Source organism: Streptomyces sp. NPDC026417 (assembly GCF_055567695.1).
This window is the reverse complement of record NZ_JBVHPY010000010.1, coordinates 18,930-31,355: the sequence shown is the minus strand read 5'-3', so window position 1 is coordinate 31,355 and position 12,426 is coordinate 18,930. Positions and strand designations below refer to the sequence as shown.

Annotated in this window: 9 protein-coding genes; 4 read left to right on the top strand and 5 right to left on the bottom strand. The window is 72.3% G+C overall.

The annotated features are described in order from the left end of the window. Window positions 1–170 precede the first annotated feature (170 nt). Window positions 171–1,553 (top strand): aminotransferase class V-fold PLP-dependent enzyme, encoded by a 1,383-nt coding sequence (locus ACZ4NT_RS17535; protein WP_467726160.1) that lies wholly within the window; start codon window positions 171–173, stop codon window positions 1,551–1,553. Between the two features lie 97 nt (window positions 1,554–1,650). On the opposite strand, the gene ACZ4NT_RS17530 is transcribed toward ACZ4NT_RS17535, so the two are convergent. Beyond that, a complete protein-coding gene (locus tag ACZ4NT_RS17530; RefSeq protein WP_121403457.1) occupies window positions 1,651–2,625 on the bottom strand; it encodes a carbohydrate kinase family protein in 975 nt (324 codons plus the stop codon). 132 nt (window positions 2,626–2,757) lie between these two features. On the opposite strand from ACZ4NT_RS17530, the gene ACZ4NT_RS17525 reads away from it, so the two are divergent. Next, window positions 2,758–2,967: a hypothetical protein gene (locus tag ACZ4NT_RS17525; RefSeq protein WP_121403456.1), complete on the top strand. Its 210-nt coding sequence runs from the start codon at window positions 2,758–2,760 to the stop codon at window positions 2,965–2,967. Between the two features lie 179 nt (window positions 2,968–3,146). Continuing rightward, window positions 3,147–4,685, top strand: coding sequence for a hypothetical protein (locus ACZ4NT_RS17520; protein WP_467726158.1), 1,539 nt, complete (start codon window positions 3,147–3,149; stop codon window positions 4,683–4,685). Window positions 4,686–4,846: 161 nt separating this feature from the next. Here ACZ4NT_RS17520 and ACZ4NT_RS17515 read toward each other — a convergent pair whose 3' ends face one another. Beyond that, window positions 4,847–5,203, bottom strand: coding sequence for an iron-sulfur cluster assembly accessory protein (locus ACZ4NT_RS17515; protein ID WP_010987443.1), 357 nt, complete (start codon window positions 5,201–5,203; stop codon window positions 4,847–4,849). A 311-nt stretch (window positions 5,204–5,514) separates the two neighbouring features. Between ACZ4NT_RS17515 and nadA the strand changes: the two genes are divergently transcribed. Further along, window positions 5,515–6,699: a quinolinate synthase NadA gene (gene nadA / locus ACZ4NT_RS17510; protein ID WP_121404766.1), complete on the top strand. Its 1,185-nt coding sequence runs from the start codon at window positions 5,515–5,517 to the stop codon at window positions 6,697–6,699. Between the two features lie 89 nt (window positions 6,700–6,788). On the opposite strand, the gene ACZ4NT_RS17505 is transcribed toward nadA, so the two are convergent. The 3 genes from ACZ4NT_RS17505 to ACZ4NT_RS17495 all read right to left on the bottom strand — a co-directional run bounded on the left by ACZ4NT_RS17505 (window position 6,789) and on the right by ACZ4NT_RS17495 (window position 11,977). Beyond that, entirely contained in the window at window positions 6,789–9,923 is a 3,135-nt protein-coding gene (locus ACZ4NT_RS17505) for an efflux RND transporter permease subunit (RefSeq protein ID WP_467726156.1), read from the bottom strand. A 156-nt stretch (window positions 9,924–10,079) separates the two neighbouring features. Then, a complete protein-coding gene (locus ACZ4NT_RS17500) occupies window positions 10,080–10,763 on the bottom strand; it encodes a response regulator transcription factor (RefSeq protein ID WP_121403453.1) in 684 nt (227 codons plus the stop codon). Next, entirely contained in the window at window positions 10,760–11,977 is a 1,218-nt protein-coding gene (locus ACZ4NT_RS17495; RefSeq protein ID WP_121403452.1) for a sensor histidine kinase, read from the bottom strand. The genes ACZ4NT_RS17500 and ACZ4NT_RS17495 overlap by 4 nt, the downstream gene beginning before the upstream one ends. Window positions 11,978–12,426 lie beyond the last annotated feature (449 nt).

Here is a 12,426-nt window from a genome sequence, read left to right as displayed (position 1 = left end):
CCTACTGGACGCTATTTGGGGTCGCGCGGGGAGGGTGCCCAACGCGCCGTCGGGCACCCCGAAGGGGTGCCGTCGGCCGTGGAGAGCGCCCCGCGGACCTCCGGAATGCCCCGCTCCGGCCGTTTCTGACGCCCTCTCCGGGGCCGGGCCGGAGGGGTTAGCGTGTGAGCGTGTCCTACTTCGACGCCGCGTCGTCCGCACCCTTGCATCCCGTCGCCCGGCAGGCCCTGCAGGCCTCCCTCGACGAGGGGTGGGCCGACCCCGCCCGGCTCTACCGCGAGGGGCGGCGCGCCCGGTTGCTGCTCGACGCGGCCCGCGAGGCGACCGCCGACGCGGTGGGCTGCCGTCCGGACGAACTGGTCTTCACCTCGTCCGGGACCCGCGCCGTGCACTCCGGGATCGCGGGGTCCCTCGCGGGGCGGCGGCGCGTCGGACGCCACCTGATCGTGTCAGCGGTCGAACATTCTTCGGTACTCCATTCGGCGGAGCTCCACGAGTCGGACGGGGGGACGGTGACCCGGGTCGCGGTCCGGCGCACCGGGGCCGTCCTCGCCGAGGAGTACGCGGCCGGGCTGCGTCCCGACACGGCGCTCGCGTGTCTGCAGTCCGCCAACCACGAGGTGGGCACGGAGCAGCCGGTGGCCGCGGTCGCACAGGCGTGCCGGGAGGCGGGTGTGCCGCTGCTGGTGGACGCGGCGCAGTCGCTGGGCTGGGGACCGGTGGAGGGCCCCTGGTCCCTGCTGGCCGCCAGTGCCCACAAGTGGGGCGGTCCCTCGGGGGTCGGCCTGCTCGCCGTGCGCAAAGGGGTCAGGTTCGCGCCCCAAGGCCCCGCCGACGAGCGCGAGTCGGGCCGGGCGGCGGGGTTCGAGAACATCCCCGGGATCGTGGCCGCGGCGGCCGCGCTGCGCGCCGTGCGCGCCGAGGCCGCCGCCGAGGCGGTCCGGCTGCGGGAGCTGACGGAACGGATCCGGGTCCGGGTGCCCGCTCTGGTCCCGGACGTGGAGGTGGTCGGCGACCCGGTGCGCCGGCTGCCCGGCATCGTCACCTTCTCCTGTCTCTATGTCGACGGAGAGACGCTGCTGCACGAACTGGACCGGGCCGACTTCTCCGTCTCGTCGGGTTCCTCGTGCACCAGCAGCACGCTGACCCCGAGCCATGTGCTGAAGGCGATGGGCGTCCTCAGCGAGGGCAACGTCCGGGTGTCGCTGCCGCCGGGCACCTCGTCCGAGGAGGTCGAGCGCTTCCTGTCCGTGCTGCCGGGCACCGTCTCCGCGGTCCGGGAGAAGCTGGGGGCGCCCGCGGAGCCGACGAAGACGCCGTCGGCGTCCGACGCGGTCGTCGTGGACGCGCTGGGCCGGCGCTGCCCGGTGCCCGTCATCGAACTGGCCAAGGTCATCGGCGACGTCCCCGTCGGGGGCACGGTCCGGGTCCTGGCGGACGACGAGGCGGCGCGGCTCGACATCCCGGCGTGGTGCGAGATGCGGGGCCAGGAGTTCGTCGGCGAGGAGCCGGCGGACGTGGGCTCGGCCTACGTGGTCCGCCGGCTGACGTGACGCGTGGGCGACCCCGCCCGGCCGCCGGAGGCGCGGGCCGGGACCGGGGCGTCCGGCGCGGCTCCGCCGTCACCCGGCGGGGCCGCGTCCGCCCGTACTAGACGAGGTGCACCTGGACGTCGGCGGCCGCTTCGTCGCCGTACGCCTTGGTGAAGCGCTCCATGAAGTGGCCGCGGCGGAGCTGGTACTCCTGCGTGCCGACGGTCTCGATGACCAGCGTGGCGAGCATGCAGCCGACCTGCGCGGCGCGCTCCAGCGAGACGCCCCAGGCGAGACCGGAGAGGAAGCCCGCCCGGAACGCGTCGCCGACGCCCGTGGGGTCGGCCTTGCGCTCCTCCTCGGGGCAGCCGACCTCGATCGGGTCCTCGCCGGTCCGCTCGACGCGCACGCCGCGCGAGCCGAGGGTCGTCACCCGGTGGCCGACCCTGCCGAGGATCTCCTCGTCCGTCCAGCCGGTCTTGGACTCGATGAGCCCCTTCTCGTACTCGTTCGAGAACAGGTAGGTGGCGCCGTCCAGCAGTATCCGGATCTCGTCCCCGTTCATCCGGGCGATCTGCTGCGAGAAGTCGGCGGCGAAGGGGATGCCGCGGGAACGGCACTCCTCGGTGTGGCGCAGCATCCCCTCGGGGTCGTCCGCGCCGATCAGGACGAGGTCGAGGCCGCCGACCCGGTCCGCCACGGCCTTGAGTTCGATGAGGCGGGCTTCGCTCATCGCGCCGGTGTAGAAGGAGCCGATCTGGTTGTGGTCGGCGTCGGTGGTGCAGACGAAGCGCGCGGTGTGCAGCACTTCGGAGATACGGACGGAACCGGTGTCGACGCCGTGGCGGTCCAGCCAGGCGCGGTACTCGTGGAAGTCGGAGCCGGCGGCGCCGACCAGGATCGGCCCGGTACCGAGCTGACCCATGCCGAAGGCGATGTTCGCGCCCACTCCGCCCCGGCGCACGTCGAGGTTGTCGACCAGGAAGGAGAGGGAGACCGTGTGCAGCTGGTCCGCGACGAGTTGGTCGGCGAAACGGCCGGGGAAGGTCATGAGGTGGTCGGTGGCGATGGAGCCGGTGACTGCGATACGCACGGCGAGGACACGCTCCTGCGGGAGGGAGGGGATGACGGTTCACGCTACCCGGTGGACCGGCGACCCTGAAGCGGGCAAAACTACCCGATAGTAGATCTTTCTTCGTGACCTCCCGGTGCATACGGTGCCGGTATGACGAACCTCAAGGTCCACGGTTCCGCTCCGCTCGACCTCGAAGGCGACCTCGCGTCGCTGCGCGGCGACTGCGCCCGCATGGTCCGGCACTGGGCGGCGCCCGACCACGCCACCCCCCTCCCCGTCTCCCCGTCCCTCATCCACGGCGTGACCGTCCCCTCCGCCTCCGCCCGGCTCCTGGACGCGATGTCCGACTACGGCGACTGACGGGACCGGCCGGTTCCGGGCCGGAGCGCGGCCCCGGCGCCCACAGGGGAACCGCGCGCTCCCCCGCTGCGTCTCATCGCCGTCCCCCGTGGAGGGGACGGGGTATACGACCCCTGAGCACCCGGATTTTGACAGGGCCGGGTCATCAGGGACAGCAGCGGAGCCGAAGGAGCGATGCGGTGAGCACCGAGCGACCCGACAACGACGCGACCGAACCCACCGAGGGCGCCGCCGGAACGGCCGGACCGCGCCGCCGGCACTCCCCGGTGGCCGTCGTCTCGGTCGCGGCCGCCGTGCTGCTGGTCGGGGGCGGCGGGGCGTACGTCGCCACGACCGCCTCCGACGGCGGGACCGACCGCACCGGTTCCGCCACCCCCGGAGGCGACGGCGCTCCCCCGCCACTGGCTCTCGACGGCTACACCGAGGGCGGCTCGGGTGACGGCGGGGACACGAACGGCATCGCGCCCGGTGAGCCCGACCCCTACGGCGTGACCTACCGGGCGGACGGCGAGCTTCCCGACGGCCCCGACTCCGCCCCCGTCTACCGGGCGACGGGCGAGGTCACCGAGGGCGAGGTGGCGCGGCTGGCAAAGGCCCTCGGTCTGCGGGACACTCCGCGGCTCACGGGCGAGACGTGGAAGGCGGGGTCCGGCAAGGACGGCTCGGGGCCGAGTCTGCAGGTGAACAAGCGGGCCCCGGGGACCTGGACGTTCAGCCGGTACGCACCCGGCACCGACGACTGCAAGAGCGCCACGGTGTGCGGGAGCGGCTCCGGCGCCTCCGACGGGGACGCCGTGAGCGAGACCGCCGCCCGGAAGGCCGCCGCGCCGGTCCTGAAGGCCGTCGGCCAGGACGACGCGAAGCTGGACGCGCGTCAGCTCATGGGCGCCGTCCGGGTGGTGAACGCGGATCCGCGGGTCGGTGACCTGCCGACCTATGGCTGGACCACCGGCATCCAGGTGGGCCGGGACAGCCAGGTGGTGGGCGGCAGCGGCCAGCTGAAAGCGCCGGTGAAGGGCGACACGTATCCCGTGATCGGGGCCGAGCGGACATTGGAGCTGATGAACGGGTCGACGCAGGGCGCCGGCCGCAAGGGCATCGGCGGCTGCGCGAGCCCCGTACCGCTGAAGGACCGGGACGAGGCGCCGTGCGAGGGCGCGACCGCGACGCCGCGGCGGCAGTCCGTGGCCGTCGAGAAGGCCGTCTTCGGGCTCGCCTCGCACTTCGTGGACGGACGTCAGACGCTGGTGCCGTCCTGGCTGTTCGAGGTGCGGACCAAGGGGGCCGAGGACGGGTTCACCGTGACGCATCCGGCCGTCGACCCGCGCTTCCTGACCTCGCCGGACCCCGCGGGAAGCCCGACCGAGCAGCCGAGTCCGCGGCCGAGCGCCCCGAGCGACGAGCCGACCTCGACGCCGGCCCCGCGTGATGTCCACGTCCAGGGCTACACCGCCGACGGCAAGGACCTGACCGTGAGCTTCACGGGCGGGGTGTGCGCCGACTACTCGGCCGACGCGAAGGAGACGTCGGGGAAGGTGACCGTCACCGTGACCGAGAAGCCGCACCCGGGCAAGGCCTGCATCCTGATCGCGAAGGTCTTCCGGCAGACGGTGCACCTGGACGAACCCCTCGACGGCCGGAAGGTCGTGGGGACCGACGGCAAGGCGATCCACCAGGGCAGGGTGACCACCCCCGAGGGCAGCGCGGAACCCCGGTGACGCCCGGCTGCGCCGCCGCTCCCCGCTGACGCCCGCGGGCCGCGGGAGCATGCCGCGGACACACGAAGGCGGCGTCCCTCCCCGAGGGGGACGCCGCCTTCGTCATGTGTCCTGGCGTACGAACGAGCCGCACCGCCGGCTGTGCCCGGCCGGAGGGCCGTTCAGCTGAAGGAGTCGCCGCAGGCGCAGGAGCCCGTCGCGTTCGGGTTGTCGATCGTGAAGCCCTGCTTCTCGATGGTGTCCACGAAGTCGATCGAGGCACCGCCCAGGTACGGCGCGCTCATGCGGTCGGTGACGACCTTGACGCCGTCGAAGTCCTTGACGACGTCGCCGTCGAGGGAGCGCTCGTCGAAGAAGAGCTGGTAGCGCAGGCCGGAGCAGCCGCCGGGCTGAACGGCGACGCGCAGCGCCAGGTCCTCACGGCCTTCCTGGTCGAGCAGGGCCTTGACCTTGGCCGCGGCGGCGTCGGACAGGATGATGCCGTCGCTCACGGTGGTGGTCTCGTCCGATACGGACATCTGCTTCTCTCCCGGGTTGTACGGAGACTGCTTGCCGACGGTTGCAACCGGCGGGGCCGCGGATTCATTCCGGGCCGATGCGTGTCTTTTCGCTTCTCTCCTCTTCATGCTCGCACATGCGCCAGGGCACGGACAGCGGCTGTGGACAACCCCCGCCGGGATTCACGTCACATCGACGCTATGGGCATCGTCAATATGACGTGAAGCGGTTATCATAGATAGCGTCATTTCGACGAGAAGGCTTGTCCCACATGTCCCGCCGGGACGCTACGCACGGTCCGGCGAGCCGCAGAACAGAAAGGGTGCGTGTGGTGACCACCGCCCAGCCCCAGGAGCTCGACGTACAGCCGACGCCTCTCGCCCTGCTGCTGCTCGGCCGCGAGGCCGACCCGCGCAGCGAGCGCGGCGTCGAGTGCCCCGGCGACCTGCCCTCCCCGTCCGACCCGGACCTGGTGGAGCGCGCCCGCGCGGCCAAGGAGAAGCTCGGGGACAAGGTCTTCGTGCTCGGCCACCACTACCAGCGCGACGAGGTCATCCAGTTCGCGGATGTCACGGGCGACTCCTTCAAGCTGGCCCGGGACGCGGCCGCGCGCCCCGAGGCCGAGTACATCGTCTTCTGCGGTGTGCACTTCATGGCCGAGTCCGCGGACATCCTCACCTCCGACGACCAGAAGGTGGTCCTGCCCGATCTCGCCGCCGGCTGCTCCATGGCCGACATGGCGACCGCCGAACAGGTCGCCGAGTGCTGGGACGTGCTGACCGAGGCCGGCATAGCCGAGCAGGTCGTGCCCGTCTCGTACATGAACTCCTCGGCCGACATCAAGGCGTTCACCGGCAAGCACGGCGGCACGATCTGCACGTCGTCGAACGCCAAGAAGGCGCTGGACTGGGCGTTCGAGCAGGGCGAGAAGGTGCTGTTCCTGCCGGACCAGCACCTGGGCCGCAACACGGCCGTCCGCGACATGGGGATGTCCCTCGACGACTGCGTCCTCTACAACCCGCACAAGCCGAACGGCGGGCTGACCCCCGAGCAGCTGCGCGACGCGAAGATGATCCTGTGGCGCGGGCACTGCTCCGTGCACGGCCGCTTCTCGCTGGAGTCGGTGGAGGACGTACGGGCCCGGATCCCCGGCGTGAACGTCCTGGTGCACCCGGAGTGCCGGCACGAGGTGGTGGCCGCCGCGGACTACGTGGGCTCCACGGAGTACATCATCAAGGCGCTGGAGGCGGCCCCGGCCGGCTCGAAGTGGGCCATCGGCACCGAGCTGAACCTGGTCCGCCGGCTCGCCAACCGGTTCGCCCCCGAGGGCAAGGAGATCGTCTTCCTCGACAAGACGGTCTGCTTCTGCTCGACCATGAACCGCATCGACCTCCCCCACCTGGTCTGGGCCCTGGAGTCGCTGGCCGAGGGCAACCTGGTCAACCGCATCGAGGTGGACAAGGAGACGGAGGCCTTCGCGAAGCTGGCGCTGGAGCGGATGCTGGCTCTGCCGTAGCGCCCGCAGCACCTACGCCGACGGGGTGCCCCCCCTGCTGGAGGGGCACCCCGTTCCCGTGCGGTGGCCGGTCGCGTGCCCGGCGGCGGTCAGACCTGCGCGGGTTCCGGTTCCTCGGCGCCGGCCGGCGCCCCGGACTGCGGCGGGACGCCGCCCTTCCTCTCGCGCTTCGCCGCCTTCTTCGCGGCCCGGCGCTCCTTGCGGAGTTCGATCATCGCGTAGAGCGTCGGGACGAGGAGGAGGGTCAGCAGGGTCGACGTGATCAGGCCGCCGATGACGACCACGGCCAGCGGCTGGGCGATGAAGCCGCCCTCGCCGGTGACGCCGAGCGCCATCGGGAGCAGGGCGAAGATCGTCGCCAGGGCCGTCATCAGGATGGGACGGAGGCGGTGCCGGCCGCCTTCCACCACGGCCTCGACGACGCCGTGCCCCTGCCTGCGGTACTGGTTGATCAGGTCGATCAGCACGATCGCGTTGGTCACCACGATGCCGATGAGCATCAGCATGCCGATCATCGCCGGAACGCCCATCGGGGTACCGGTGGCGACCAGCAGACCGATCGCACCGGTCGCCGCGAACGGGATGGAGACGAGCAGGATCAGCGGCTGGACCAGTGAGCGGAACGTCGCCACCAGCAGCATGAAGACGATCGCGATCGCCGCCAGCATGGCGAGCCCCAGGGAGGCGAACGCGTCGTCCTGGTCCTGGGAGACCCCGCCGATCTCCGCCGTCGCGCCGGCCGGCAGCTTCAGCTTGTCGAGCTTCGCCGTCAGGTCCGCGCTGACCGCACCCGTGTTGTCACCGGTCGGCTTCGCCGTGATGGTGGCCGCCCGCCGACCGTCGATCCGGGTCATCGAGACCGGCCCGTCGACCAGCTTCACGGTCGCGATGTCGCCGAGCTTCACGGCACCGAGCCGCAGGTCCTTCAGCTCGTCGAGTGTGTCGGCGGGCTTCGCCGACCTGATGACGACGTCCCGCTCGGTGTCGTCCAGGATCGCCTTGCCGCTGGTGGTGCCCCGGACCGCCTGGGCGACGGCGGCACCGAGGGTGCTGTCGTCGAATCCGGCCGCGGCCGCCTTGGAGTTGGCCTTCACCGAGATCCGCGGCACGCTCTGCGACAGGTCGCTGGTGACGTCCGTGACATGGTCCAGCTCCGCCACCTCGGCGCGGACCTGCTCGGCCGCCTTGCGCAGGACGTCGCCGTCGGCCGCCTTCACGACCACGCTGAGGTCCTGGTTGCCGAAGCCGTCACCGGCCGCGACGGTGGTCGTACCGGTCCCGGAGAGCTCGCCGAGCCCCTTCTCGATGCGGTCCTGGACGTCCTCGTACGACGCCGAGTCCTTCAGCATGACCTGGTAGGAGGCCTGGTTGGTGTCCGTGCCGCCGCCGAAGGCCGCCATGAACCCGGAGGAGCCGATGGTGACCTGGTAGTCCTTGACGCCCTCGACGCCGTCGAGCATCTTCTCGACCTTCCGCGCCGCGGCGTCGGTCGCCGCCAGGCTGGCGCCCGGCTTCAACTCCTGCTTGATCGTGAGGACTTCCTGCTCGCCCTGGTCGAAGAAGTTCGTCTTCAGCAGCGGGGCCATGCCGAACGTGCCGACGAGGACGACGACCGCGATCGCCACGCTCGTCAGCCGGCGACGGGTCGCGAAGCGCAGGACGGGGACGTAGAAACGCTGGAGACGGCTGCGCGCCTCCTTCTCCTCCGCCGCGCGCCGCGCCTCCTCGGCGTCCGCCGGGGTGCCCTTGGGTGCCCGCAGGAACCAGTACGACAGGACCGGGACCACCGTCAGGGAGACGAGCAGCGACGCGAGCAGGGCCGCCGTGACCGTCAGGCTGAAGGACCCGAACAGCTCGCCCACCATGCCGCCGGTCAGACCGATGGGCAGGAAGACGGCGACCGTGGTGAGGGTGGACGACGTGACCGCGCCCGCGACCTCGCGCACCGCCGCGAGGATCGCCGCCTCGCGCTCCTCGCCGTAGCCGAGATGGCGCTTGATGTTCTCCAGGACCACGATCGAGTCGTCGACGACCCGGCCGATGGCGATCGTGAGCGCGCCCAGCGTGAGCATGTTCAGCGACAGGTCGCGGGTCCACAGGACGATCAGCGCCAGGACCACCGACAGCGGGATGGAGACCGCGGTGACCAGCGTCGAGCGGACCGAGGCCAGGAAGACCAGGATGACGAGGACCGCGAAGAGCAGACCCAGCGCACCCTCGGTGGTCAGGCCCTTGATGGACTTGGAGACCGCCGGGCCCTGGTCGCTGACGACGGTGACCGTCGCGCCCGAGCCCAGGTCGGCGCGGAGGTCCGGCAGCTTGTCCCGGACCGCGTCGGAGATGGCGACGGCGCTGCCGTCGTGGTCCATGGTGACCATCACCGCGAGGCTGGGCCGGCCGTCCGTCCGTGTGATGGAGTCGGCCTTCGCCTGCTCCTGCCCGACGGTGGCGACGTCGGCGAGACGGACCGGCTTCCGGACGCCCTCGCCGGTCACCCTCAGGTCCTTGATCTGCTGCAGCGACGTGTAGCCTCCGCCGACCTGGACGGTGCGGTTGGCGCCGCCCTCGTCGAAGGAGCCCGCGGGGACGGTCGCGCCGCCCGCCCGCAGCGCCTGGCCGAGCGCGGCCGGGGTGAGCCCGGCCTTCGCGAGCTTCCGGTCGTCGGGTGTGACCGTGACCTGGACGTCGCGGACGCCGTCCACGGTGACCTGGCCGACGCCGTCGATGTCCTTCAGCGCCGGTACGACGGTCCGGTCGAGCTGGTCGGCGAGCGCCTGCTGGTCCCGGCCGGAGGTGACGGCGAGGACCACGGTCGGCATGTCGTCGGTCGAACCGGCGACGACCTGCGGGTCGACCTCGTCAGGAAGCCGGACGCGGGCGCGGTTGACGGCCTGCTGCACGTCGGCGACGAGCTGCTTGGTGTCGTTGCCGTAGTCGAAGGACGCCATGATCACGGCGTTGCCCTCGCTCGCCGTGGAGGTGACGCCCGTTATCCCGTCGACGGCTTCGAGGTTGTCCTCGATGGGTTCGACGACCTGCTTCTCGACCACGTCCGGGGACGCGCCCTGGTACGGCGCCAGGACGGACACCATGGGCAGTTCGATGGTGGGCAGCAGCTGCTGCTTGAGCTGCGGGATCGCGATCGCTCCGAAGACGATCGCGATGATCGACATCAGCCCGATCAGGGCCCGTTGCGCGAGGCTGAATCTGGACAGCCAGGACATGGGTGGCAGGTCTCTCTTCTGTGGTGTGAGCGGCAGGAGGGGCACGTGTGAGCGCTCCACCTCACACCCTGAGCCATCGCGGGAGACCGATCCGTAGCCCCCAGGTCCATTTCCTTATCCCGCGCCTACTGCGGGCGCAGTACACCGCGGCGCGGCTCAGTCCACCCTCGGACGTACCAGCCCGGACTCGTACGCGATCACGACGAGCTGTGCCCGGTCGCGGGCGCCCAGTTTCGCCATGGCGCGGTTGACGTGCGTCTTCACGGTGAGCGGGCTCACCGTCAGCCGCTCGGCGATCTCGTCGTTGGAGTGCCCGCCGGCCACCTGGACCAGGACCTCGCGCTCGCGCCCGGTGAGCGTGCCGAGCCGCTCGGAGCGGGCCGGGTCGCGTCCGTCGTCCGACGGGTCGCCCTGCGCGAGGAACTGGGCGATCAGCCCCTTGGTCGCGGTCGGAGAGAGCAGCGCCTCCCCGCCCGCGGCGATCCGGATGGCGTTGAGCAGTTCCTCGGGCTCGGAGCCCTTGCCGAGGAACCCGGACGCGCCCGCCCGCAGCGACTGCACCACGTACTCGTCGACCTCGAACGTCGTCAGCATCACCACGCGGACGTGGGCGAGACCCGGGTCGGCGCTGATCAGCCGGGTGGCGGCCAGTCCGTCGGTGCCCGGCATGCGGATGTCCATGAGCACCACGTCGGCGCGCTCCTCGCGGGCCAGCCGCACCGCCTCGGCGCCGTCGGACGCCTCTCCCACCACCTCCATGTCGGGCTCGGAGTCGACCAGGACACGGAAGGCGCTGCGCAGCAGGGCCTGGTCGTCGGCGAGCAGGACGCGGATGGTCATGCGGGGTCCCCCGTGACGGACGTGCGGTTCTTGACCGGAAGGATCGCATGCACCCGGAATCCGCCGCCGTAGCGGGGACCGGCGGTGCAGGTGCCGCCCAGCGCGGTGACCCGCTCGCGCATGCCGAGGAGGCCGTGGCCGCCGCCGTCCGCCGGTCCGTCCTGCCCGGGCCCGTCGTCGAGCACCGTGACCTCGACGTTCGGTCCCACGCGTACGACGCTGACCTCGGCCTTCGCCGAGGTGCCCGCGTGCTTCTGCACATTGGTCAGCGCTTCCTGGACGACCCGGTACGCCGCCAGGTCGACGGCGGCGGGCAGGCTGGTGCCGTGGTCGGCGCGCGCGACCTCCACCGGCAGTCCGGCGTTGCGGAAGGTGTCGGCGAGCTCGTCGAGCCGGTTCAGGCCGGGAGCCGGTTCGGTGGGGGCCTCGGGGTCACCGCTCTGCCGCAGCAGCCCGACGGTGGCCCGCAGCTCGTTGAGCGCCGACCGGCTGGCCTCCCGGACGTGGGCGAGCGCCTCCTTGGCCTGGTCGGGCCGCTTGTCCATGACGTGCGCGGCGACGCCCGCCTGCACGTTGACGAGGGCGATGTGGTGCGCGACGACGTCGTGCAGGTCGCGGGCGATGCGCAACCGCTCCTCGGCGACGCGCCGCCGCGCCTCCTCCTCACGGGTGCGCTCCGCACGCTCGGCGCGCTCCCTGATGGCGTGCACGAAGGCCCGCCTGCTGCGTACGGCGTCGCCCGCGGCGGCGGCCATCCCGGTCCAGGCGAAGACGCCGAGGTTCTCCTGGGCGTACCAGGGCAGCGGGCCCGCGAGCATCGCCGCAGCGGTGAGCACGGTCATGGTGAGCAGCCCGACGCGCCAGGTGGTGGGGCGGTCGGTCGCCGACGCCACGGTGAAGAGCGCGACCACGGCGGACATCGCCACGGGCGCCCGGGGGTCTCCGGTGACCAGTTCCACCAGGGTGACGGCGACCGTCGCGGCCAGGACGGTCATCGGGGCGCGGCGGCGGAAGACCAGGGCGGCCGCGCCGAGCACCATCAGCGTGAGGCTGAGGGCGCCCGGGGAGCGGGCCCCCCAGGTCGCGCCGTGCGCGCCGTGCGGGTCGACGAAGGAGCCCGCCACCATGCAGCTCAGGACGCCGGTGGCCAGGGCCGCGTCCAGGGCGAGGGGGTGGGCTCGGAGTCTGCACCGGGTGCGCTCGAGGGTGCTCACCCCTGCAAAGGTACGGGGCCGCCGCGGAGGGCGGAACGGGGCTGCCGGGGTCCTCGGCGCCGGGCAGCGGCGCCCTTCGGACCCGGCGTCACCTCGTGCGGGTGCGTCCGGCGTCGCCCGTCCGGCCGGTGGCCGCGGGGGCCGCGCGCACGCCGTGCCGCCCGACCACGTGGCTGCGGAGGGAAGCTGACGCGCCGTGCCACTCGACGGCGTCGCGCACGTGCGTCCGGCGTTGCCGCGCTCACCGACGTGGCGGCCACGTGGCTGCGGAGGGGAGCCCGTGCGCCGTGCCACTCGACGGCGTCGCGCACGTGCGTCCGGCGTTGCCGCGCTCACCGACGTGGCCCGTCCGGCCACGTGGCTGCGGAGGGGAGCCCGTGCGCCGTGCCACTCGACGGCGTCGCGCACGTGCGTCCGGCGTTGCCGCGCTCACCGACGTGGCCCGTCCG

Bases quoted from the DNA above. Each gene is read 5' to 3' on its own strand.
- ACZ4NT_RS17525 (WP_121403456.1), top strand. From the start codon at position 2,758: ATGACGAACCTCAAGGTCCACGGTTCCGCTCCGCTCGACCTCGAAGGC.
- ACZ4NT_RS17515 (WP_010987443.1), bottom strand. From the start codon at position 5,203: ATGTCCGTATCGGACGAGACCACCACCGTGAGCGACGGCATCATCCTG.
- ACZ4NT_RS17505 (WP_467726156.1), bottom strand. From the start codon at position 9,923: ATGTCCTGGCTGTCCAGATTCAGCCTCGCGCAACGGGCCCTGATCGGG.
- ACZ4NT_RS17500 (WP_121403453.1), bottom strand. From the start codon at position 10,763: ATGACCATCCGCGTCCTGCTCGCCGACGACCAGGCCCTGCTGCGCAGC.